Origin of the sequence: Novosphingobium nitrogenifigens DSM 19370 (assembly GCF_000192575.1) — a bacterium.
GTDB classification, from domain to species: Bacteria; Pseudomonadota; Alphaproteobacteria; order Sphingomonadales; family Sphingomonadaceae; genus Novosphingobium; species Novosphingobium nitrogenifigens.
On the sequence record NZ_GL876933.1, the window covers coordinates 740637 to 763153 of the forward strand.

Consider the following 22517-nt stretch of genomic DNA (forward strand, 5'->3'; position numbering starts at 1 on the left):
TGCGCCCCCGCGAGTCTGGACAAACCACCCAACCGGTGCCAGAGGCGCGCGCCGTGTCAGACAGCCTCATCCTCGAAGTCGCCAACATCGAAACCGACGTTCTCACCGGGATCTACTCGGAAGAGACCGGGCGGCCGCAACCCTTGCGCATTTCGATCAGCGTCGCGCTCAAACCCGAGGCGTTCTTCACGCCCGACACCCCGCTGTCGGCGAGCAAGAACTATATGGACATCAAGTTCGCGGCGACCAGCGGTCTGCCGACCGACGTCCATTTCACCCTGATCGAATCGGTGGGCGATCACATCGCCGAAACCCTGTTCCTTCAGGATGACCGGATCGAGCGCGTGACCGTCAAGATCGTCAAGCTGGCAATTGCCGAAGCCGGTGAGGAAATCGGCATGACCTTGACGCGGTATCGTCGCGGATGACGGGCGCGCCGCGTCCGATCGCGCTGGTGACCGGCGGGTGGCGCCGGATCGGCGCGGCGATTGCGCGGCGACTGGCAGAGGCAGGGCACGATCTCGTGCTTCATGCCCATCATGCACAAAGTTTCGAACCGGCCTTTGCCGACGATCTGCGCGGGCTGGGGGCAACGGTCCATGCGGTGGAGGCCGACCTTGCCGACATGGCCGCCGTCGAGGCGATGATCCCGGCGGCCGTGGCGGCTGCGGGACGGGCGCCTTCGGTCCTGGTCAATTGCGCCTCGGCCTTTCACGACGACACGTTGCCGACGATGGATGCGCAAGCGCTCGACCTGCACTTTCGCGTCAATTGCTTCGCGCCGCTGATCCTGACGCGGGCCTTTGCCGCCGCCTTGGGCGAGGCGGACGGCGCGGTGGTGCAGATCATCGACCAGCGCGTGCGCAATCCCGTCCCCGATCAATTGAGCTATACCCTCTCGAAGCAGGCGCTCCACGCCTCGGTGCGCACGCTTGCCCGCGCGCTGGCGCCGCGAGTGCGGGTCAATGCGGTGGCGCCGGGATTGACGCTGCCGACCGATGATTACGATGCCGACCAATGGCAGCGGCTGACCGAGCTCATGCCCTTGCAGCGGTTGTCGAGCCCCGAGGACATTGCCGAGGCGGTCCTGTTGCTCACCACGGCGCGGGCGATCACCGGCGAAACCCTGTTCGTCGACGCGGGAGCCAATCTCGAGGCCTATCCCCGCGACTTCGTCCACCTCGCGCGGTAAATTCCTCGCATACGGACCTGCAATGAGATGAACTCATCGCAGGTTGGTATCAGCCGGGCATGACCGCGCGGAGCTTTGCAAGCCGCGCGTCTTCCTCGCCCAGCAGCTTTGCCACGTCGTCATCGGCGCGGGCAACGGCATCGCGTTCGGCCTTGTGCGCGGCGTCCTCGGTCTCGGCAGCGGCGAGCGATTTGGTCACCAGCAGCGAATCGAGATCGGCGAGCGGCATCGCGGTGTCGCTGCGGGCCGAATCGAGCGAAGCCATGGCAACGGTCGCGGCGGCCCAGGCGTCGCCCCCGGTTCCCTTTCCGCGTGCAGCAGCCGTCAGGCGCTCGGCCTCCTTGGCCCGGATCGCGAACGTGTCGGCCGCCTGCCGGGCCTGCGTGCGCAGCGAATCGATTCGCGCCAAGGTGTCGGCCGTCGCCTCGCCGGGGGCTTCCTCTGTCTGCGCCGGAGTCGATGCGGCATTCATATAGGCAAGCTCGGCCGGACGCAGGCCAAGTGGGGGATAACGGCCGAGACGCCCGCATCCGCCCACGAGCAGGGCGGCGCCGATCGGCAGGAAAAGCCCCACGCGAGCGCGCGCAAGGGCGGAAAAGAGCGTTTCGGCGGAGGCTGGCAAATCACGCATGAAAGTGCCATAGCATGACACACCGCGACCGCCAGAGGAGAGCGGCCGAACATCCCGGTTTGGCGCGCAATCTCGGTGGGAAGCGTTGACAGGCGGCGCAGGTTCGATTATCGGCGCCGCTCTTTCCGAAACTTCGCAATTTCGCGCTGTTTCGTCGTATGCCCGCTGTCCACGATTCGCGTTGGGGTTCTTCGCAAGAAGGCGTCGCGTTGGTCGGGGTGCTTGGTGGGCCAGGCATTTGAAACGGATAGCAGGAACCATGTTCGCAATCGTGCGCACGGGCGGCAAGCAGTATCGGGTCGCCGCCGGAGACAAGATCGCGGTCGAAAAGCTGGCTGGTGAAGCCGGTGAAACGATCACCCTCGGCGACATCCTTCTGGCTGGCAAGGACGGCGAACTGGCCGATCCGGCCGGTGTGACGGTCTCGGCAGAGATCATCGCCCAGGCCAAGTCGGAAAAGGTCGTGGTGTTCAAGAAGCGCCGCCGCCACAACTATCGCCGCAAGAACGGTCATCGCCAGCAGATGACGCTTCTTCGCATTCTTTCCGTCGCCTGATTCGGCCGGTCTTGAAGGAGTTTTGACATGGCACACAAGAAAGCAGGCGGCTCGTCGCGCAACGGTCGCGATTCGCAGTCCAAGCGTCTGGGCGTGAAGAAGTTCGGCGGCCAGGAAGTCATTGGCGGAAACATTATTATTCGCCAGCGCGGAACCCGCGTGTACCCGGGCGCGAACGTGGGCATTGGCAAGGACCATACCCTTTTCGCGCTGGCCGGTGGCCGCGTGCGTTTCCATTCGGGCAAACTCGGCCGTCAGTACGTGTCGGTCGACGCCCAGGCGGAAGCCGCCGAATAATTCGGATGGTCACGACAAGGGCCGTCCTGATGGGATGGCCCCTCCGGAGTCGCAAAGCGCGATAAACCGGTGAACGAGGGAGAAGGGCCAGCCCCATCTCCCTCTTTTTGTGTCTCCCTCATCCAGGTGGAATTGGCCACCGACCGGTCGATGCCGGGCATCTTCTTTGCGGAACTATTGGCCGCAATTCGGATGCAACTGTTGTCGATCGACATAGCCTTGTCATGACTTGTGGCTAGGGCCCGGTCCGGAAATCGCGCCAAGGCGATGATTTTCCTGATCTGGCAGACGGTCACCTGATCAAAAGGCGGGGCGGATGAAGGAGAAAGAGCATGTTCATTCGCAGTGAAAGGCTGTTCTTGCGGCCCGGTTGGCCCGAGGACTGGCAGGAACTCCACACCTTGATGGATGACGAAGCGGTCGTCCGCGATCTCGCGCGGGTGCCGTGGCCCTATCGTGCCGAGCATGCCCAGGCTTTTGCCGACATGCCGCAGTCGGCGCGTCATCCCCATTTCATAGTCACGCTTCCCGGTGCCAACGGCACGCAGGTGATCGGTGCCGTCGGCTTTGCCGAAGACCCCGATCGCAAGGGTGAAGCTGAACTCGGCTATTGGATCGCGCGCAAGCACTGGCGGCGCGGCTATGCGACGGAAGCGGCCCGTGCGGCCTTGTCGGTTGCGCGTACGCTGGGTCACCAGCGGGTCTTTGCCCGGCATTTCGTCGACAACCCGGCCAGCGGACGCGTTCTGCGCAAGCTTGGCTTCACGCGGACCGGTGAGGCAAAGCCGTGCCACAGCCTGTCGCGCGGACGGGCTGACCCGGCCTATCACTATGCTCTCGAACTGGTGTCGCCGGCGAGTGATCCTGCGGACCCGAACATGTTTCGACGCGCGGCCTGAATGAGCGATCCGATCTGGCGAAAGCCGACGCGGGCCTGAGGCCTTGCGTCGGCTTTCTTGCATTATCTGCAACCCGCGCTTACGGCAGGGCAATTGCCGTGCGACCAACGCGCGGTTCTGGGTCGGTCGAACAGGGGCTAATGACAGCGAGAAAACGCCTCAGTCCAGAGGAAAGCCGCGAAGCCGCGCTCGAGGCCGCGCGCGCCTTGTTGATCGAGGCAGGACCACAGGCGGTCACGCTGAAAGCGGTCGCTGGTCGGGTGAACCGGACCCACGCCAATCTTCTCCACCATTTCGGATCGGCGGCGGGCCTGCAAAGCGCCTTGGCCCGGCATCTGACCGCGCAGATCTGCGCCAAGATCCGCGACGCGGTGCTGGCGAATCGGTCGGGAGCGGGATCCCCGCGCGAAGTGGTCGATCTGACGTTCGATGCCTTCGACCGGGAAGGCGCCGGGGCACTGACGTCGTGGATGCTGCTGACCGGCAACAACGACGCACTCGATCCGATTGTCGAGACCATTCACGATCTGGTCGTCGAACTTGACGAATTCGGAGTTGAAAAGCGCCGCGACACCACGCTCGCGCTGACCCTGATGGCGCTGGGCGACGCCTTGATGGGCGGAACGCTCAGCCGCGCGCTCGAATTGCCGCGCACGGCTGCCCGTGACCACGCCGAGAAGATGCTGCGCGAAGGCATGAACGGATCCTGCTGAACGGGGCGGTCATTCCTCGCTGTCGAGGTGCATCCATGCCGGGACGAGGGTTTCGGGAATGTCCTCCACGCGCAAGTGATCGACGGCAAGGCCAAGGGCGGGGTAGGCCGCGCGCTGACGTTCCGGGCGCGACTGGTCGAGCGGGACGACCACCAGCCGCCGGTTGACCTTTTGCCGCCAGTTCATCCGCGCGGTGTTTTCCTGGCCGACGTAGCAGCCCTTGGTGAAGCTGACCCCGGCAAGGTCGGTGGCATTGGTTTCGAGCCAGAGCGTCGCGTCGCTGCCGATTTCGGCCTGTCCTTCGGGCACGCCCAGGGCAAGGCGGTGCGCCTGCCATGCCGCATCGGCGGCTTCATCCCGGGATGAGGCAGGAGCGATCCAGCGCAGGCCGAGATCGGCAAGGCGCGGATCGGGACTTGCGGTTTCCGGCGCGTCCTCCCCCTGCGGCAGCCAGTGGACGGCAAGGCTTTCGTCGCGGGCAATCGCGATGCGGCGGCGCAGGCGATAGAGCGAAAGCCGCTTGGCGAGGGCGTCGGCCGAGCCCGCCTCGCAATCGAGCAGGAGATCGTCCCCTTCGCGCCAGACCAGAAAATCGAACAGCGCCTTGCCCTGCGGGGTCAGCAGGCCCGTCCAGACCGGCAGCGGCCCGGTGACGTCGTTGGTCACGAGCCCTTGCAGAAAGGCGGCGACGTCTTCGCCCGGTTCAAGCGGAGAAAGGCGCACAAGGGCGCGGTCGAACAGACGGGAAGGAGCGCTCATGCGTGACAGATAGGGGTGAGGCCGCCTAAGGGGAAGGGCATGACGACGACTCTGACCATCCGCCGCCCTGACGACTGGCATGTTCACTTGCGCGATGGCGCCCTGCTCAAGGGCGTGGTGCCGCATACCGCGCGGCAATTCGCGCGGGCCATCGTCATGCCCAATCTCAATCCGCCGATGGTCGACGTCGCCGGGGTCGCCGCCTATCGCGACCGCATTCTTGCTGCGTTGGCGCAGAGCGCGCCGGATGCGAAGTTCACGCCGCTGATGACGCTGTACCTGACCGACGGGACCGATCCCGACGAAGTCGCACGCGGTTTTGCCGAAGGGGTCTTCGTCGCGGCGAAGCTCTATCCCGCCCATGCCACGACGGGGTCTGCCCATGGCGTCACCGACATCGCCAAAATCTATCCCGTGCTCGAACGCATGGCAAAGATCGGCATGCCGCTGCTTGTCCATGGCGAAGTGACCGATGCCCATGTCGACATCTTCGATCGCGAGGCGGTGTTCATCGACCGCACGATGACGCGTCTGGTCGAGGATCTGCCCGGTCTCAAGATCGTTTTCGAACATATCACCACGGCCGAGGCTGCCGCTTTCGTCGAAAGCGCGGGCCCCAATGTCGCAGCGACGATCACGCCCCAGCATTTGCAGATCAATCGCAATGCCATGCTGGTCGGCGGCATTCGTCCCCATGCCTATTGCCTGCCGGTGGCCAAGCGCGAGCACCATCGCCTTGCCCTGCGCAAGCTGGCGACCTCGGGATTCTCGCGAGTGTTCCTCGGCACCGACACGGCCCCCCATGCGCGCCACCTGAAAGAGGCGGCCTGCGGCTGTGCGGGGCTGTTCAACGCGCCGTTCGCGCTGGAAAGCTATGTCACCGTCTTTGACGAGGAAGGCGCGCTCGACCGGTTCGAAGCTTTCGCCTCGCTCAACGGTCCGGCCTTTTACGGGATGCCGGTCAATGAGGACACGATCACCCTCGTGCGCGAGCCGGTCGAGGTTCCGAGTGAATACGACTGTGCGAGCACGCTGATCGTGCCGTTCCATGCCGGGGAAACCCTGGGCTGGCGCTTCGTCGGCTGATGTGAGGCCGCGCGCCTTCTGATTCGATAATCAGGCGGCGATCGCGCGCTGGCGGCGCCACGCGTCCCAGCTGAACAGGCCGATCGCCGTCCAGATCAGAACGAAACAGGCGAGCTTCAACGGATCGAGGTGCTCGCCCAGCACCAGAATACCGAGCAGGAACGAGATCGTCGGCGCGGCATATTGCAGGAAGCCGAGCGTCGAGAAGGCCAGTTTGCGCGCGGCCATGGCAAAGAGCAGCAGCGGCACCGCCGTTGCCAGCCCCGATGAGGCAAGCAAGGTCGCCGTCAGTCCGCCCCGGGCAAGGCTCGATCCGCCCGGGTGCATGGTGCACGCAAACGCATAGCCCATGGCCAGCGGCAAGAGCGCGAGCGTTTCGACCGTGAGGCCCACGATCGCCTTGACCGGGGTCAGCTTGCGCACGAGGCCATAGAGCGCGAAAGTCACCGCCAGGGTCAGCGCGACGCTCAGCGTTTCGATCGCCCCGCCGAGCAGGAGCGCGATGCCGGTTGCGGCGATGGCGACCGCCGCCCATTGCCGCCAGCCCAGCTTTTCACCAAGGAAGAGCGTGCCGATCAGGACATTGATCAGCGGATTGATGTAATAGCCAAGGCTCGTCGCGAGCACATGGCCCGAAGCGACCGCCGCCACGAACAGGGTCCAGTTGCTTCCGATCAGCACGGCGCTGAGCATCAGGCGCAGGAGAACGCGGCGGTTTTTGAGGACCGAAAGGAGATCGCCGCCGCTGCGGGTGGCGGCGATGAAGGCAAGGCAGACCGGCACCGTGAAGACCACGCGCCACGACACCAGCTCGAACGGCGGCACCGCGCGCAGGGCATGGAAAAGCAGGGGCAGGAACCCCCACAGGACATAGGCCGACAGCCCGGCCGCCAGTCCGTGATGGCGGCCGGGCCCGGCACCAGGTTCGGAAGGGCGACGAAAACGGTTCACCCCGTGGATGTGGCAGGTCGTCGGGCAGGGTGCAACGCTTCGTCGCAAAAGGGCAAAGCTGACATCTGTGTTGCGATCGGTTCAGCTTGGGGTGCGTAAACCTGAACGCGAAGCCGCTCCCCGAGAGTCGGCCAAAGGAACAGGAAGGACCATTCCATGACCCTCAAGTCGAACTCGCTCGTTGTCCGCGCCGCGCTGGGCCTCGCTGCACTGGCGGGGGTCGTCTCTGCCGTACCGGCGCAGGCCGTCCCGCTTGGCGGCTATGGCGCTCCGGCCGTCTTGCAGGAAGCCGGCTGGCATCACGGCCCCGATCATGACTGGGACCGTGGGCATGGCTGGGGTGGCGATCGCGGCGGTTGGGGCCATGACGGCGACTGGGATCGCGGCGGGCGCGGTTGGGACCGTGGCTGGGATCGCGGTCGCGGCTGGGAGGATCGCGGTTTCGGCCGGGACTATCACGACGGCTATCGGGGCGACTGGCATCGCTCGAACTACTATTATGACGGCCCCTCGTGGCGCGGTCGCGACGGTCGCTATTATTGCCGCCGCTCGGATGGAACCACCGGCCTTCTGATCGGCGGTGTCGCCGGGGCGCTGATCGGTCGCGGTGTTGCCGGGCCTTATGGCGACCGCACGCTCGGCACCGTGCTGGGTGCGGCGGGTGGCGCTCTGATCGGTCATGCCATCGACCGCAACAACGTTTCCTGCCGGTAATGCAGACAACGGTATGAAGGGCGCCTTTCCGGTCTTGCCGGACGGGCGCCCTTTTGCTGCAAACGCCCTCTTAACCACACCGGGGGCATGAGGTCGCATGATCGAGCGCGCAGGAACGGCAGGAGAGGCGACAGCGCCCGCAGCAGCGACGCCTGTTTCCGTTCGGCTTTTGGCCGTCATGCTGTCGGGCGCAGTCCTGATGCTGGGCGGGTGTGAGGACAAGGCTTTGCCGCCCACGCCTGCATCCAGCGATCCGGCCATGGCGCGTGCGCTGGAAAGTCCGTTGCTGGTCGATCCCGACCTGTCGCAGTTCAATGCCCGCAATCTCGCGATCCAGCCGCCCGGACCGGATACGCCGCCTCACCCGCTTCCGGGCGAGGCTTCGTCGCTCAGGCGTCCCTGAGCCCCACGCCGATCCCGGCACGCGGCTGTTCCATTTCGGCCGAGGCGACCGGATAGGCGCACGAATCGGCCGCGTAATAGGACGTCGGGCGATGATTGCCCGACAGACCGACCCCGCCGAAGGGGGCGCTGGGGGCAACCGCATGAGTCGGCCGGTTCCAGTTGATGACCCCGGCGCGAACATGGGCCCAGAAGCGGTTGTAGTCTTCCGGTGCTCCCCCGATCAACGCGGCGGTCAGGCCGAACCGGGTGGCATTGGCCTCGGCAATGGCAGCGTCGAAATCCTCGACCGTGATGACTTGCAACAAGGGGCCGAACAGTTCGACGTCGGGACGTTCCTTCATCCGCGTCACGTCGATGATTGCCGGGGACAGGAACGGCAGGCGGTCATCGAGGCGGACCAGATGCTTGATCGGGCGCCCGCCGTTGGATAGCAGGTAGACGAAACTCTCGGTCAGGCCGTCGGCGGTGCGATTGTCGCTGACCGGCCCCATGAACGGAGCCGGTTCGTCGAAGGGCGCGCCCACGATCAGCCGGTCGGCCAGTTTCTTGACTTCATCGAGGAGGGCTTCGGCCAGGCTGGCCTTGACGATCAGCCTGCGCGCGGTGGTGCATCGCTGACCTGCTCCGGCAAAGGCGGATTGCACCACCAGCACGGCGGCATCGGCGATCTTGGGCGTGTCCCAGACGACGATCGGATTGTTGCCGCCCAGTTCGAGCGCGACCAGTTTTCCCGGATTGCCCGCGAGGCGGCGATTGAGCGCGATGCCGACATGGGCCGACCCGGTGAAAAGAACCCCGTCGATCCCTTCATGCAATGCCAGCGCCTGCCCCTGTTCGCCGCCGCCGATCAGGACCTGGACCACGGCGGCCGAGATTCCCGCCCGGTGGAAACAGCGCGCGAGCAGCTCGCCGGTCGCAGGCGCGCGTTCGGACGGCTTGAACACCACGGCATTGCCCGCAATCAGCGCGGGGATGATATGGCCGGCCGGAACGGCGGCGGGGGCATTGCAGGGGGTGATCACTGCCATGACCCCGTGCGGTTTGTGCCGCAACGCGCTGCTGCCTTGAAGCGCGCCGTCGAGACGCCGTTGTGACGTCCGCTCGGCATAGCCCCTGACAGAGCTTTCGATCCGGGACAGCACGTCCTCGACTTCGTCGCGGGCTTCCCACAGCGGCTTTCCGGTCTCGCGCGCGATCAGAGTGGCAAGGCGTTCGTTCTCCTTGCGCACTTCGTTGCCGAAACGCCGGACGAGTTCGATCCGGTTGGAATGGGGTTGCGCGGCCCATGTCGACCAGGCGCGGCGGGCGCGGTCGACGGCTTCATCGACATCGCCGATGCGTCCCTGCCACAGGATCGCGCCGGTGGCCGGTTCGATCGAAAGCACTTCGCCCGGACCCGCGCCGGACTTGTTCATTCGGGCGGGGGGCTGAGATGGCGCGGCTGGAACCGCTTCGTTCCGGGTGCTCATGCGCCGGACCCGTTGCTCCCGCTCCGGACAGGTGCAAGCGGGGCTTCTCCGCCGGACGCAAGCGTTCCGGCAGGGGCAGGAGGAGCGCCATGGGCTTCGCCCATGCGACGGATCGCGGCGATCGTGTTCGTAAACAAGTCCCAGTCATCATGGTCGGCGATCGGGGCCCAGATCGCCTCCATATCCTCGATCAGCATGGTTAGCGGAGCGTTCTCGTTCCAATAAGCATGAACGCTTGGGGACGGCTGATATTCCCGCAGTGCCTGTGCCAACGCGCCGGTTGCCCCGCGTCCTGCGCGACGGGCAAAGAAAAAGGCATCCGGCCCCTGACCGCTTTCGCCCATGGCCGTCTCGCAGGCGGCGATCAGCGCCGCGTCGGCCTCCTGCCCGCGCGGTTCGACGCCCAGTCGCCAGCACCAGCGCCGGGCCATCGCCTCGGCATAGAGCGCGGGAAAGCGGTCGAGTGCGGCAACAAGCGGCGCTGTGTCCTCGATCAGGCGCAGCGCGACGGCCAGTTGTCCGCAGTTCCAGTGCAGGGTCTGGGGCTGGCGGCCATAGGCATAGAGCCCCTGATGATCGAAATAGGCGGCGGTGAAATTCGGGTCCCATCGCGGCAGCCAGCGCCACGGGCCGTAATCGAAACTTTCACCGCTGACGTTCATGTTGTCGGTATTGAGCACGCCGTGGACGAACCCGGCGACCATCCATGCCGCGGCAAGGTCGGCCAGACGTTCGACCACCTGATGCAGCAGGCACGCGGCGGGGCTCACGCCTTCGGGGCCTGCGGGACCGGGAAAGGTGGCCAGGCAATAATCGACCAGTTCGCGCATCTCGTCCGCGCTTTCGAGCGCGAGCAGGCGCTGAAACGTGCCGATGCGGATGTGGCCGTGGCTCAGGCGGACGAGCACCGCCGAACGGGTGGGCGAAGGTTCGTCGCCGCGCCAGAGTGCCTCGCCGGTTTCGATCACGCTGAACGTGCGGCTGGTGGGAACGCCGAGAGCTTCGAGCATTTCGGTCGCGAGCACTTCGCGAACCGCGCCTTTCAGCGTCAGGCGCCCGTCGCCCCGGCGGCTCCACGGCGTCTGGCCCGACCCCTTGGTCCCAAGGTCGAGCAGGCGGCCGCCGTCATCGCGCATCTGGGCGAACAGGAAACCGCGTCCATCGCCCAGATCGGGATTGTAGACCCGGAACTGATGCCCGTGATAGCGCAGTGCGAGCGGCTCGGGCAGATTACCGGGCAGCGGTTCGAACCGGCCGAAGTGGGCAATCCATTGCGCGTCGTCGAGTCCGTCGAGCCCGACCGTCGCAGCAGCCCGGTCGTTGCGCCAGCGCAGCCGGGTTTCGGGAAAGGGCGCCGCACGAACTGGATCGCCGAGCCAGCGGGCCAGCGACAGGATGCGCGGGTCGGGGATATATCCGGGTGCGAACGCCGAGGGACGGGGATTGTCGGAGGGATCCATTGCTCCTCCTTTGTGAGCGCATGGGCGCAAAGGCGCAAGCGTCCGACCGAAGACCGCTTGCGAATCGGACGCTTTGACCGCACCGCTGGGAACATGGCCTCGTTCGAAACACTAAGTTGGCAGAGCGGCGACGGACTCACTCTGCGCGCCCGCCTCTATCCCGGCGATTCCGCTCGCACGACGGTGCTGTGCCTGCCCGGCCTCACCCGCAATGCCCGCGACTTCGAGGATCTGGCCGCCGCCATCGCGCCCGAGCGGCAGGTGATCTGCCTCGACCTGCGCGGACGGGGGGAAAGCGATTATGCCCGCGATCCGGCGACCTATACGCCCGCCCATTATGTCGAGGACATCGAACGGCTGCTGGTCGAGCAGGGCGTCGAACGTTTCATTGCCGTCGGGACGTCGCTCGGCGGGCTTTTGACGATGATGCTGGCAGCGCGTGCACCCGACCGGGTGATGGGCGCGGTTCTCAACGACATCGGTCCGGTGATCGAACCGTCGGGACTTGCCCGGATCCGCGAATATGTGGGGCAGGGGCGCAGTTTTGAGACGTGGATGCATGCCGCCCGCGCATTGAGCGAGGCGCAAGGCGACATCTATCCCGAGTTCGAGACGTCCGACTGGCTGCGACTGGCCAAGCGCCTGATGGTGGTGGGGAGCGGCGGGCGCATCGTGTTCGATTATGACATGAAGATCGCCGAGCCTTTCGAAAGCGACGACGGCGCGACGCCCGCACCCGATCTCTGGCCCTTGTTCGACGCCTTGTCCGAACGACCGGTGGTCCTCTTCCGCGGGGGTGTTTCCGACATTCTCTCGGCCGATACCGCCGAACGGATGAAGGAGCGCCATCCCGCGCTCGATCTCGTCACCGTGCCCGGCGTCGGCCATGCCCCAACGCTCGACGAAGCACCATGCCGAGCCGCGATCCTGAGGCTGCTGGGGCGTTTGCCGTGACGGCTTTGGATTCACGACAAAAGAGCAGCGGGACGAGGAAGGATAACGGGGCGAAAAAGGCGGCAGCGGCACGCCCCCATCTGCTGCATCTCCATTCGACGTTCGATGCCGGGGGGAAAGAGCGGCGGGCCGTGGCCCTGATGAACCGCTTCGGCAAGGGCGTGGCGCATTCGATCGTGTCGGCGGTGCCCGGCGCGATGGGCGCGCGCGGATTGATCGCGCCGGGGATTTCGGCGCATTTCCCGTTCGGCTTTCCTGCTCTTGCCGGGCCCGTCGGCGTGCGTCGCCTGCAGATGCTGGCGCGGGCCATGCGCGGGTTCGACCTCATCCTCACGTATAACTGGGGGGCGATGGATGCAGTCATGGCCCATTCCCTGTTCGCGCCGATGTATGGTCTGGCGCCGCTCATCCATCACGAGGACGGCTTCAACGCGGACGAGGCCGAGCGGCTCAAGTGGCAGCGCAACTGGTATCGCCGCATTGCACTGGCACGGGCCCACGCGCTGGTGGTGCCATCGCGTCGGCTGGAGGAAGTGGCACTCGGCCCATGGGCGCAGCCGGCGGACAAGGTGCACCGGATCGCCAATGGGATCGATACCGCGCGATATGGGCGCAAGCGGCCCCAGGCCGATGTTCTGCCGGGGCTTGCCAAGCGGGCGGGCGACAGATGGCTCGGGACGCTGGCAGGCCTGCGCGCGGTCAAGAACCTGCCCCGGCTGGTGCGCGCATTTGCCGCGATGGGGCCGGAATGGAGCCTCGTGATCGTCGGCGATGGCCCCGAGCGCGCGGCGATTGAGGCGGAGGTGCAACGCCTCGGGCTTTCCGGCCGGGTCCATTTGCCCGGCCACATTGCCGATCCGGCCGAAGCGGTCGGTCTTTTCGACATGTTCGCGCTGTCGTCGGACAGCGAGCAGTTCCCGCTTTCGGTGGTCGAGGCGATGGCGGCGGGCCTTGCCGTTGCGAGTCCGGCAGTCGGTGACGTTGCGGACATCGTGACCCCTGAAAACGCGCCGTTCATCACCCCGCCGGGCGACGAGGCGACCTTGGGACAGGCGCTGGCGACTCTGGGCGCGGACGAAGCCCTGCGGACCGCGATCGGCAAGGCCAACCAGACCCGCGCGCGCGCCGAGTTTGACGAAGCCGGAATGGCCGCCCGCTATGCCGCCCTTTATGGGGCCGCCCTTGGCCGAGAGAGCTTTCCTTAAGCCCGCGTTCACGCCTCATTGACGAGCGTGGGGGGAGTGGCTTTTCATTGTAGTTGAATTGGCGGTTTCATCCGCTAAACCGCCCGTTCGAAACCCTGGTGGAAGTGCCACCCTCGATCCGATCCGAAAGCGCGACCTTGGCTCTCTTTTCCAAGAATTCGACCCCTCCCGCCAACCGTCAGGCCGAACGCCGCGCCGCGCAGGAGCAGGTCTTCCTTCGTGAAGTCGACGATGCTCTGCGCGAGGACAGCACGCTGGCCCTGTTCAAGCGGTATGGCGGTCCTGCCGGCATGGCGATTGTCCTGGTGCTTGCGGGCGTCGGCGGCTGGCTGGCATGGACCAATCACGTCGCGACCCTGACCGGGCAGCGCGGTGAGCAGATGGCGATCGCGCTCGATCAGGTCGAAGCGGGACGCTACGACGCTGCCAGGACCAGCCTTGCCCAGATCGCCGCGACCGGAGGGGCAGGTTTCCGCGCCGCTTCGCAGCTTGTGACCGGGGGCATTGCGCTCGACCAGCACAAGAGCGCCGATGCGGCCAAGGCTTTTGGCGCCGTCGCTGCCGACGGTTCCGCGCCGCAGGTCTATCGCGATCTGGCGACCGTGCGCGAAGTGGCGGCACAGTTCGACACGATGCAGCCCCAGCAAGTGGTCGACCGGTTGAAGCCGCTTGCCGTGCCGGGCAACCCGTGGTTCGGCAGTGCCGGGGAAATGCTGGGCGTTGCCTATATGAAAATGGGCAAGAACGATCAGGCCGCTTCGCTTTTCGCGGCGATCGCCAAGGACAAGAGCGTTCCCGATTCGCTGCGCGGACGGATTCGCCAGCTGGCGGTCCATCTGGGTGTCGACATGGGTGAAGATCCGGCCGCGCAGGCCGCCGGGCAATGACGGGGCCGGTCCAGACCGGCCTTTCGAACGAGGAAGCATTGATGGCCCGAATGCCCGTGTCACATCAAACTGTGTCGCATGAAATGAAGACCCGCTTCCTTCCCGCGTTCGCCGCGCCGCGCCGCGCATTGGCGACGGTCGCGATCATGGGCATCGCGCTGGCGCTGGGCGCCTGCAGTGGCGGCGCGGGCAAGCACAAGGTCAAGACGACGCCGACCGTGGGCACGCGCGTCCCGATCCTGTCGCGGATCGAGGCCGGGACGAAAGTCGACGACGCGATGGCGGGCATTTCGGTGGTCCTGCCGCCGCCCGAAGTGAACAGCGACTGGACCCAGGGTGGGGGCAGCGCGTCCAAGGCCTATGGCCACCTCGCGCTCGCCGATCACCCGCACAAGCTGTGGTCCACGCTGATTGCTGGTTCGTCCCCGCTTCGCCGTCTCGCTGCTGCGCCGGTCATCGGCAACGGCAAGCTCTTCGTCATGGATACGCTTGGCGTGCTGCGCGCGCTCGACGCGAACACCGGTCGCGAGCTGTGGCATCAGGATTTCGTGTTGCCCGACAGCGGTTCGTCGGTGTTCGGCGGTGGCGCTTCGTATGACGACGGCGTCGTCTATGTGACCACCGGCCTTGGCGAAGTGGCTGCGCTCGACGCTGAAAAGGGCACGATCAAGTGGCGGGTGAAGCCTCTCGGGCCGCTGCGCGGATCGCCCGCGATCGGCTATGGCTCGGTCGTCGTCATGACGCAGGACAACCAGATCGCGGCGCTCAACGTCGCCGATGGCGCGACGCAGTGGATGCAGTCGGGCTCGCTGTCCCAGACCGGCGTGTTCGGCGTGGCGGCTCCGGCCGTCGGGCAGGGGACGATCGTTGCCGGGTACAGCTCGGGCGAACTGGTCGCCTATCGCTATGAAAACGGGCGTCAGCTCTGGAGCGATGCTCTGGCGCGCACGTCGATCGCGACTTCGGTCTCGACCCTGACCGACATCGACGCCGACCCGATCATCGACCATGGCCGCGTTTATGCGCTGGGTCAGGGCGGGCGCATGGCCGCCTATGAGCTGGTCACCGGACAGCGGATCTGGGAACTCAATCTGGCGGGTATTTCAACGCCTTCGGTCGCGGGCGAGTGGATTTTTACCCTCACCGACGAAGGCAAGCTGCTGTGCATCGCCAAGTCGAGCGGCAAGGTGCGCTGGCTGACCCAGCTCCGCCGCTATCAGGTGGAATCGAAGAAGAAGGGCGCGATCTTCTGGACCGGCCCGGTTCTGGCGGGCAACCGGCTGTGGGTCGCCAATTCGAACGGTGAACTCGCGACCGTATCGGTCGATGACGGCAAGCTGACGCGCTTTGCCAGTTTCGACGGGGGCTTCAGCCTGGCACCGGTGGTTGCAAACCAGACCCTCTACGTTCTCGACAACACCGGGCGCCTGACCGCTTTCCGGTAATCCTTTTCGGCTTTCCCGCGCTGTGCGGGTGTGAAATGATGGGCCGACGCCTCGATGGGCGTCGGCTTCATCATTTCTTGGGGGATCCGCGTTAGGTGGAGGCGGCGATGAACCAGTCTTTCCGCCCGTCCGTTCCCCTCGCCCGTCCCGAAAGCGACGTTTCGGCCGGAGTCGGTCTGGTCGGGCTTGCGGGGCTTCTGGTCTGGCTGTTCGTCTGTCGCAACTGGGGCAGCCTTGCCGAGATGATCGGCCTGCCCGGACCTTATACGCCGCTCGCGGGGCCCTATGCCGCGCTTGCCGCGATACTGGCATCCGGCATTCCGATGGTGGCATGGTCGCTGCTGGTCGATCGGGTGCATCTGCGCGCTTCGACCGGGATCGACTGGTCCTCGCCGCGCCCCTTGCACGAGATGCTGCCGGTCTCGATCACCAAGATCGCGGGTCTCTGGGCGACCTGGGCGCTGATCGCGGCCATCTATTGCCTCGGGCGCTGGTACTGGCGCGGCAATTACTATTTCGCGATGCAGTTGCTGGGCTATGCCGCGCCTGTGCTGTTCCTTGGGGCGGTACCCTATGTCCTCTGGCTCGACCGCGTGCTGGTGCAACCGCGCGACGGCGCCTGGCATTTCGGCGCGATGCTGATCGGGCGTGAAGCATGGGACGCCGAACAGGTGCGCCACCATTTGCGAGGCTGGGCGGTCAAGGGCTTCTTCTGCGCCTTCATGCTCTCGATCGATCCGCTCGGCTTCATGGGCGAAGTGAAAGCCGACTATGGGCATCTCGCGACCGACCCGGTTACGCTGGGCAATGTCGCGATCGAATTCATGTTCATGGTCGACGTGCAGATCGCGATGGTCGGCTACCTCCTCACGATGAAGCCGCTCGACGCGCATATCCGCACGGCCAATCCGTTGCTGGCGGGCTGGGTCTCGGCCCTGATGTGCTATCCGCCCTTTATCCTCATGGGTGGGGGCAATGTGCTCGACTATCACCAGAACACCGCCGACTGGGCGTTCTGGATGGCGGGCCATACCAAGCTGCTGTGGCTCTGGGCCGGGGTTCTGGTGTTCCTGACCGCGATCTATGCCTGGGCGACGGTGGCGTTCGGTCTGCGCTTTTCGAACCTGACGTATCGTGGGGTGCTGACCAACGGCCCTTACGCCTTCACCCGCCATCCGGCCTATCTTGCGAAGAACCTGTTCTGGTGGTTGCAGACTTTGCCGTTTCTGGCGACGACGCATTCGCCGGTCGATGCGGTGCGCAATACGGTGACGCTCGGTCTTGTCAGTGGCGTCTATTACTGGCGCGCCCGTACCGAGGAGGCGCACCTGCTGGCCGCGGACGCCAAGTATCGCGCGTATCATGCATGGATGGCAGAGCACGGCGCGATCACCGCGCGGTTCGTCCGGGTCGGGCGCTGGCTGGCGCGGCGGCGACCGGTCGGGACGCCTGCGGGCCCCCACCCGGCGGAATAGCGATCAGACGGCGACGCCCTCGTCGCTTTCGAACACGCGGATGTCGCGATCGCCAAGCCCGAGCAGAGTGCGCTCGGCAATCCATGCCAGCATGTGCGCGGTCCGGAAATGCGCGTCGAGCGCGGCCCGGTCGCGCCATTTTTCGCTGACATGGATCAGCCCCGGATCGAGCACGTCCTGCGCATAGCTGTAAGCGATGCAGCCGTCCTCGGCCCGGGTGGCGACGATCACGCTTTCCATCACCGGCAAGGCCATCTGAAGGTTGGCAGGCGGGATGCGGAATGTTCCGATCACCAGGATCATCGCCGTTGCTCCTTGGGTCAGCAGCTCCGTTCAGAAGCTGTATTCGTCGTAGACGTGGGCGAGATCATGCCCCCAGACGCCGTTATAGCGTTCGAGCAGATCGTCGGCCGCAGTCTTGCCGCGCGCGAGGATGTCGTCGAGCGGCTGGAGATAGCCGGTTTCATTGTCACCCGCCCCATTGAGGCGACCGCGCGCGGCAAGACCGCGCCGCGAGATCGCCAGAACTTCGCCCGCGATGTCGCGCAAGGTGCCGCCGCCGGGCAGCGGAGCGTCGAGCCCGAGCCGTGGCACTTCGGCGCGCAGGCGTTCGCGCCCGTCCATGTCCCAGTCCTTGACCAGATCCCACGCCGCATCGAGCGCACCCTGATCATAGAGCAGGCCGACCCAGAACGCGGGCAGGGCGCAGATGCGGTTCCACGGACCGCCGTCGGCACCGCGCATTTCGAGGAAGGATTTCAGCCGCACTTCGGGGAAGGCGGTCGAAAGGTGATCGTTCCAGTCGGACAGGCGCGGCTTTTCACCGGGCAGCGCGGGCAGATTGCCGTCGAGGAAGTCGCGGAACGACTGTCCGGCGGCATCAATGTACTTGCCGTCGCGGAAGACGAAATACATCGGCACGTCGAGCATGTAATCGACATAGCGTTCGTAGCCGAAGCCGTCCTCGAACACGAAAGGCAGCATGCCCGTGCGCGCCGGATCGGTGTCCGACCAGATGTGGCTGCGATAGGACCGGAAGCCGTTGGGCTTGCCTTCGAGGAAAGGCGAATTGGCGAAAAGCGCGGTCGCGAGCGGTTGCAGGGCAAGGCTGACGCGGAACTTCTGCACCATGTCGGCCTCGCTCGCATAGTCGAGGTTCACCTGGATGGTGCAGGTGCGCAGCATCATGTCGAGGCCCATCGTGCCCACGCGAGGCATGTGGCGCAGCATGATGCCATAGCGTCCCTTGGGCATGATCGGCAGGTCTTCGCGGCGCTTGTCGGGCCAGAGGCCGAGGCCGAGATAGCCAAGGCCGAGCCGGTCGCCGACTGCCTTGACTTGCGCCAGATGGCGTCCGGTCTCGACACAGGTTTCATGGAGGGTTTCGAGCGGAGCACCCGAAAGTTCGAGCTGTCCGGCGGGCTCGAGGCTGACCGTGCCGTCCGCGCCGCTCATGGCGATGACATGACCGCCTTCCATGACCGGTTCCCACCCGAATTCGGTAAGGCCCATGAGCAGGTCGCGAATGCCGCCCGGCTCCTCATAGGACGGCGCGCGGTGGTCTTCCTTGCGATAGACGAATTTCTCGTGCTCGGTGCCGATGCGCCAGGCCGAAGCGGGCTTTTCGCCCTTTTGCATGGGCGTCACGAGGGCCTCGCGGCTCTCGATTACGGGTTCGTCGAAGTCGGTTTCCTGCCGCGTACTCATGCGCGCATGCGTTAATGACCGGAAGGCCTTCGCGCCAGCAGAAAACGGTGATGGGCCTATGCCGGATCGCTCCAGTCGCCACAAAGGCCCATCCACAGCGAAGTTGCGGCAATCGCGGCGGTTTCCCCGCGCAGGATGCGGGGGCCAAGCGTGATCGGAACGGCGGCAGGATGGGCGCGGATCGCCGCGCGTTCAGCTTCGTCGAAACCGCCTTCGGGGCCGACCAGCAATCCGGCAGGGCCGGGGTGGGCGGCAAAGCTCGCCGCTGCCGGAGCGCCGCCGTTTTCATCGGCGAAAAAGAGCGTGCGATCCTGTGGCCAGTCGGCCAGCAGGGCCTCGATCCGGACCGGGGCATCGCATTGCGGCAAGGCCGTGCGCGCGCACTGTTCAGCCGCCTCGATCAGCGTCGCGCGGGCGCGTTCGGGATTGAGCTTGTCCGCGACGCACCGGCGGGCCAGCATCGGGCGAAGCCGTGCGACGCCCAGTTCGCTCGCCTTTTCGAGAACGAGGTCGAAGCGGTCCTTCTTGAGCAAGGCGGGGCAGAGCCAGAAATCGGGAACGTCCTCGCGCTCGCGCAGGCGGGTCGTGCAGGTCAGCACCAGATCGCGCTTGCCGACAGGGCCTGCCTGCGTGGCCCATTCCCCGGTCGCGTCGTCGCACAGGACGACGACATCGCCCGGCGCGATCCGCATGACGCGCACCAGATAGTGCGCCTGTCCCCCCTCGATCGTGACGGAAACCCCGTCGCCGAGCGGTCCGGTCACGAACAGGCGCGGAGCGGATTTCGGAGGCCAGGCGGGCGTTGCGGGCAGCGGATCGGTCATGCGCGTTTCTCTAGCCGCGCATGGCGACATGGGCAAACGCGCTTGCGCTTCGTATCGGGCAAGAGCAGGAGAGCGGCATGGTTCAGACCCCCCTCAATGTCTCCGGCGCGATCGTACCCGACAGCGAGCACAAGGGCCTTGTCGCCGCTCTGCCGCTGCCCTGGCGCCATTACGCCCTGCTTGCCCGGTTCGACCGTCCGATCGGCTGGTGGCTGCTGTTCTGGCCTTGTGCATGGGGCCTGTTCCTGGCGGGCGGTACGGCGCGCTGGGATATCCTCTTGTGGCTTTTGCTCGGTTCGATCGTGATGCGGGGCGCGGGGTGCGTTTTCAACGACATCGTCGACGCGGATATCGACGTCCGGGTGGCGCGCACGGCAGTCCGTCCGGTCGCCAGCGGGGCCGTGTCGAAAAAGGCGGCCTTTGCGTGGATCGGCGTGCTTTGCGTAATCGGACTGGTGGTCCTCTTGCGCCTGCGCTGGGAAGCGCAGCTCACGGCGCTCGCGAGCCTTGCGCTGGTGGCCGCCTATCCGTTCATGAAGCGCATTACCGGCTGGCCTCAGGCATGGCTGGGGCTCGTCTTTACCTGGGGCGCGCCGGTCGGCTGGGTCGAAGTTGCAGGGTTTTCGCGCCTTGCTCCGCTCGGCTTGCTCTATGCGGGCTGTTGGGGCTGGTGCATGGCCTATGACACCATTTACGCCTGTCAGGATCGCGAGGACGACGTGCTGGTCGGGATCGGGTCCTCGGCCCTGTCGTTCGGCCGTCACGTCCGGGTTGGGGTCGCTGCGCTTTACGGCATGGCGGTGGTGTGCTGGGCGGGGGCGTTCTGGCTCGTTCGCCCCGATCCGCTCGCGCTTGTCGCCCTGCTTCCGGTCGCGTTGCACCTTGGCTGGCAGGTTGTTACTTTCGATCCCGACGACGGCGCGGGTTCGCTGGCCCGTTTTCGCGCCAATCGCTTTGCCGGTTTGCTGATGGCGGCGGCCTGCCTCGTGGTCGGCGTGAACGCCTGAGCGTCCTTGGTATTATCCCGCCGAGGCGAGCAAGTCCTCGGCGCCGCCCAGATCGACGCTGACCAGTCTTGAAACCCCGCGTTCGACCATGGTGACACCGAACAGCCGGTGCATGCGGCTCATCGTCACGGCATTGTGCGTCACGATGAGATAGCGGGTGCGGGTATCGGCGACCATGGCGTCGAGCATGTCGCAGAAACGGTCGACATTGGCATCGTCGAGCGGCGCATCGACTTCGTCGAGGACGCAGATCGGCGCCGGATTGGTCAGGAACAGCGCAAAGATCAGGGCAACGGCGGTCAGCGCCTGTTCCCCGCCTGAAAGCAGCGTCAGCGATTGCAGCCGTTTACCCGGAGGCTGGGCAAAGATTTCAAGGCCCGCTTCGAGAGGATCTTCGCTGTCGACGAACGCCAGATGGGCTTCGCCGCCGCCGAACAGGCGCGTGAACAGGCGGCGGAAATGCGCGTCGACTGCCTCGAACGCGGCGCGCAGGCGTTCGCGACCTTCGCGGTTGAGATTGCCGATCGAACCGCGCAGGCGCCCGACCGCCTCGATCAGTTCGGCGCGCTCGGTAATGGTGGTGCCGTGCTCTCCTTCGGCTGCGGCCAGTTCGTCCGCCGCGATCAGGTTGACCGGTCCGATCCGTTCGCGTTCGCCGACGAAACGGTCGTGTTCGGCACTGACATCGGCGGCGCTGCCGACCTCGTCGGCGACGAAGCCCAGACGCGAGGGCAGCAGCGGTGGCGGGCACTGGAACCGTTCGCCCGACAACGCGGCCATTTCCTGTCGCCGCTGGGTCTCGTTTTCGGCACGGGCGGCAAGACCGGCCCGGCTTTCGCGCGCGGCGGCAAGCGTTTCTCCGGCCCGGGCCAAGGCCTTGTCCGCCTCGCGCGCGGCCGTTTCGCAGGCCGCCTGCGCGCCTTCGGCAGCGGTGAGGTCGGCGGCCAGACGTTCGCGCAGGGCCTCTCCCGCTTCGATCTCGACGACAAGTCCGGCCGGTTTGGCGGCATGGACCGTGCGTTCGGCGGCCAGTTCCTCGGCACGCGTTGCCATATCGGCAAGGCGCCGGGCCGCATCGCTCGCGCGGCCCTGCCAGTTGCGGATGTCGTTCTTCAACGCCGCCATGCGCTCGCGTCCCACCGCAATGGCCTGATCGGCAGCGGCAAGCGCGGCGGCTGCGCTTTGGAGGGCCGTGCGGGAGGCGGCGTTGTGCGCGCGGGCCGCTTCGAGAGCGGCACGTCCGGCGGCGGGATCGGGAAGAGCGTCGCGGCGTTCCTCGGCGCCTGAAAGGTCTTGCGCTGCGGCGGTCCGCTGGGCGGCGAGATCCTCGCGCACGCGGGTCAGCTCGGCGGCCTTGGCTGCGCGCACCTGGCGGGCAGCTTCGGCGGCGTCGAGGGCGCGCAGGGCCGCGCGTTCGGCATCGGCAGCCTGAGCGAGTGTGCGCTCGGTCCCGGCGAGCTCGCCCTGAACCACAGCCAATTCGCTGCGGGCGGCGGCATCGGCAGTTTCTGCGGCGGCCAACGCCTCGCGACGGGGCGGGAGCAGGGACTGCAAATGGGTGAGGCGGTTTTCCGCTTCGAGCAGGGCCGCTTCTGCAGCACCTTCGCCCCGCGCGACGAAGCCGTCCCAGCGACGCAGGCGTCCATCCCGGGTCACCAGCCATTCGCCGGGAGCCAGTTCGCGGCCATCGTCGTTTTCGACGACATGGACCAGCGCCAGACGCGCGGCGAGCTCGGGCGGCGCTGCGGTGACGTGATGCGCGAGCGCGCCGGGGACCGGGGCAGGGGCCGTGGCGCCGGTCCAGAACCGGCCTTCGCCTTTGTCCGGGGCCGGGCCGAGCGGGGCCGTGGCATCGCGGCCCAGAACGGCGGCGAGGGCCCG

Annotated in this window: 23 protein-coding genes and 1 pseudogene; 15 read left to right on the forward strand and 9 right to left on the reverse strand. The window is 66.2% G+C overall.

Annotation, left to right across the window (positions count from 1 at the left end; all coding sequences use genetic code 11):
• Positions 1 to 53: 53 nt before the first annotated feature.
• Positions 54 to 428: a dihydroneopterin aldolase gene (locus Y88_RS13380; protein ID WP_008070152.1), complete on the forward strand. Its 375-nt coding sequence runs from the start codon at positions 54 to 56 to the stop codon at positions 426 to 428.
• A complete protein-coding gene (locus Y88_RS13385; RefSeq protein WP_008070153.1) occupies positions 425 to 1192 on the forward strand; it encodes an SDR family oxidoreductase in 768 nt (255 codons plus the stop codon). The genes Y88_RS13380 and Y88_RS13385 overlap by 4 nt, the downstream gene beginning before the upstream one ends.
• Before the next feature lie 49 nt (positions 1193 to 1241).
• On the opposite strand, the gene Y88_RS13390 is transcribed toward Y88_RS13385, so the two are convergent.
• Positions 1242 to 1823, reverse strand: a complete 582-nt coding sequence (locus tag Y88_RS13390) for a hypothetical protein (protein WP_018075468.1) — start codon at positions 1821 to 1823, stop codon at positions 1242 to 1244.
• Between the two features lie 259 nt (positions 1824 to 2082).
• Here Y88_RS13390 and rplU point away from each other — a divergent pair, with 259 nt between their 5' ends.
• The 4 genes from rplU to Y88_RS13410 all read left to right on the forward strand — a co-directional run bounded on the left by rplU (position 2083) and on the right by Y88_RS13410 (position 4288).
• Positions 2083 to 2379 carry a 50S ribosomal protein L21 gene (gene rplU, locus Y88_RS13395; protein WP_008070155.1) on the forward strand — a complete coding sequence of 99 codons (297 nt, stop codon included), beginning with the start codon at positions 2083 to 2085 and terminating at the stop codon, positions 2377 to 2379.
• Between the two features lie 27 nt (positions 2380 to 2406).
• A complete protein-coding gene (gene rpmA / locus Y88_RS13400; protein WP_008070156.1) occupies positions 2407 to 2676 on the forward strand; it encodes a 50S ribosomal protein L27 in 270 nt (89 codons plus the stop codon).
• A 332-nt stretch (positions 2677 to 3008) separates the two neighbouring features.
• Entirely contained in the window at positions 3009 to 3575 is a 567-nt protein-coding gene (locus Y88_RS13405) for a GNAT family N-acetyltransferase (RefSeq protein ID WP_008070157.1), read from the forward strand.
• 140 nt (positions 3576 to 3715) lie between these two features.
• The gene (locus Y88_RS13410) at positions 3716 to 4288 is read left to right on the forward strand and encodes a TetR family transcriptional regulator (RefSeq protein WP_008070159.1); all 573 of its coding nucleotides are present in this window, start codon (positions 3716 to 3718) and stop codon (positions 4286 to 4288) included.
• Between the two features lie 9 nt (positions 4289 to 4297).
• Here Y88_RS13410 and ygfZ read toward each other — a convergent pair whose 3' ends face one another.
• A complete protein-coding gene (gene ygfZ / locus Y88_RS13415) occupies positions 4298 to 5047 on the reverse strand; it encodes a CAF17-like 4Fe-4S cluster assembly/insertion protein YgfZ (protein WP_008070160.1) in 750 nt (249 codons plus the stop codon).
• A 39-nt stretch (positions 5048 to 5086) separates the two neighbouring features.
• On the opposite strand from ygfZ, the gene pyrC reads away from it, so the two are divergent.
• On the forward strand, positions 5087 to 6133 hold the full coding sequence (pyrC, locus tag Y88_RS13420; RefSeq protein WP_008070161.1) for a dihydroorotase: 1047 nt from the start codon (positions 5087 to 5089) through the stop codon (positions 6131 to 6133).
• Between the two features lie 30 nt (positions 6134 to 6163).
• Here the strand turns inward: pyrC and rarD are convergent, their stop codons facing one another.
• Complete coding sequence (gene rarD, locus Y88_RS13425) at positions 6164 to 7084, reverse strand: EamA family transporter RarD (protein WP_008070162.1); 921 nt, start codon at positions 7082 to 7084, stop codon at positions 6164 to 6166.
• A 156-nt stretch (positions 7085 to 7240) separates the two neighbouring features.
• Here rarD and Y88_RS13430 point away from each other — a divergent pair, with 156 nt between their 5' ends.
• Together Y88_RS13430 and Y88_RS13435 are read left to right on the forward strand one after the other, a co-directional pair.
• Positions 7241 to 7798 carry a glycine zipper 2TM domain-containing protein gene (locus Y88_RS13430; protein ID WP_008070163.1) on the forward strand — a complete coding sequence of 186 codons (558 nt, stop codon included), beginning with the start codon at positions 7241 to 7243 and terminating at the stop codon, positions 7796 to 7798.
• A gap of 97 nt (positions 7799 to 7895) precedes the next feature.
• Positions 7896 to 8201 (forward strand): hypothetical protein, encoded by a 306-nt coding sequence (locus Y88_RS13435; protein ID WP_008070164.1) that lies wholly within the window; start codon positions 7896 to 7898, stop codon positions 8199 to 8201.
• Here the strand turns inward: Y88_RS13435 and Y88_RS13440 are convergent.
• Together Y88_RS13440 and Y88_RS13445 are read right to left on the reverse strand one after the other, a co-directional pair.
• Positions 8188 to 9618 carry a succinylglutamate-semialdehyde dehydrogenase gene (locus Y88_RS13440; protein ID WP_008070165.1) on the reverse strand — a complete coding sequence of 477 codons (1431 nt, stop codon included), beginning with the start codon at positions 9616 to 9618 and terminating at the stop codon, positions 8188 to 8190. The genes Y88_RS13435 and Y88_RS13440 overlap by 14 nt on opposite strands.
• A gap of 50 nt (positions 9619 to 9668) precedes the next feature.
• Positions 9669 to 11132, reverse strand: coding sequence for a protein adenylyltransferase SelO (locus tag Y88_RS13445; RefSeq protein WP_008070166.1), 1464 nt, complete (start codon positions 11130 to 11132; stop codon positions 9669 to 9671).
• A gap of 93 nt (positions 11133 to 11225) precedes the next feature.
• Here Y88_RS13445 and Y88_RS13450 point away from each other — a divergent pair, with 93 nt between their 5' ends.
• From Y88_RS13450 to Y88_RS13470, 5 genes are all read left to right on the forward strand, one after another.
• The gene (locus Y88_RS13450; RefSeq protein WP_018075465.1) at positions 11226 to 12086 is read left to right on the forward strand and encodes an alpha/beta fold hydrolase; all 861 of its coding nucleotides are present in this window, start codon (positions 11226 to 11228) and stop codon (positions 12084 to 12086) included.
• Positions 12083 to 13291: a glycosyltransferase gene (locus tag Y88_RS13455; protein WP_008070168.1), complete on the forward strand. Its 1209-nt coding sequence runs from the start codon at positions 12083 to 12085 to the stop codon at positions 13289 to 13291. The genes Y88_RS13450 and Y88_RS13455 overlap by 4 nt, the downstream gene beginning before the upstream one ends.
• Positions 13292 to 13428: 137 nt before the next feature.
• On the forward strand, positions 13429 to 14178 hold the full coding sequence (locus Y88_RS13460; RefSeq protein ID WP_036500150.1) for a tetratricopeptide repeat protein: 750 nt from the start codon (positions 13429 to 13431) through the stop codon (positions 14176 to 14178).
• Positions 14175 to 15623 carry an outer membrane protein assembly factor BamB family protein gene (locus Y88_RS13465; RefSeq protein WP_008070170.1) on the forward strand — a complete coding sequence of 483 codons (1449 nt, stop codon included), beginning with the start codon at positions 14175 to 14177 and terminating at the stop codon, positions 15621 to 15623. Before Y88_RS13460 ends, Y88_RS13465 begins: the two co-directional genes overlap by 4 nt.
• Before the next feature lie 107 nt (positions 15624 to 15730).
• Positions 15731 to 17098 carry a methyltransferase family protein gene (locus tag Y88_RS13470; RefSeq protein WP_018075462.1) on the forward strand — a complete coding sequence of 456 codons (1368 nt, stop codon included), beginning with the start codon at positions 15731 to 15733 and terminating at the stop codon, positions 17096 to 17098.
• 3 nt (positions 17099 to 17101) lie between these two features.
• On the opposite strand, the gene Y88_RS13475 is transcribed toward Y88_RS13470, so the two are convergent.
• The 3 genes from Y88_RS13475 to Y88_RS13485 are packed head-to-tail and all read right to left on the reverse strand — an operon-like array spanning position 17102 to position 19629.
• Positions 17102 to 17401: a putative quinol monooxygenase gene (locus tag Y88_RS13475; RefSeq protein WP_008070183.1), complete on the reverse strand. Its 300-nt coding sequence runs from the start codon at positions 17399 to 17401 to the stop codon at positions 17102 to 17104.
• 30 nt (positions 17402 to 17431) lie between these two features.
• Entirely contained in the window at positions 17432 to 18805 is a 1374-nt protein-coding gene (locus Y88_RS13480) for a glutamate--cysteine ligase (protein ID WP_008070184.1), read from the reverse strand.
• Positions 18806 to 18861: 56 nt separating this feature from the next.
• Positions 18862 to 19629, reverse strand: a complete 768-nt coding sequence (locus tag Y88_RS13485) for a 16S rRNA (uracil(1498)-N(3))-methyltransferase (RefSeq protein WP_008070185.1) — start codon at positions 19627 to 19629, stop codon at positions 18862 to 18864.
• A 77-nt stretch (positions 19630 to 19706) separates the two neighbouring features.
• On the opposite strand from Y88_RS13485, the gene ubiA reads away from it, so the two are divergent.
• Positions 19707 to 20636: a 4-hydroxybenzoate octaprenyltransferase gene (gene ubiA / locus Y88_RS13490; RefSeq protein ID WP_026166848.1), complete on the forward strand. Its 930-nt coding sequence runs from the start codon at positions 19707 to 19709 to the stop codon at positions 20634 to 20636.
• A 12-nt stretch (positions 20637 to 20648) separates the two neighbouring features.
• Here the strand turns inward: ubiA and Y88_RS13495 are convergent.
• Positions 20649 to 22517 (reverse strand): annotated as a pseudogene (locus Y88_RS13495) (chromosome segregation protein); the annotation flags it as partial.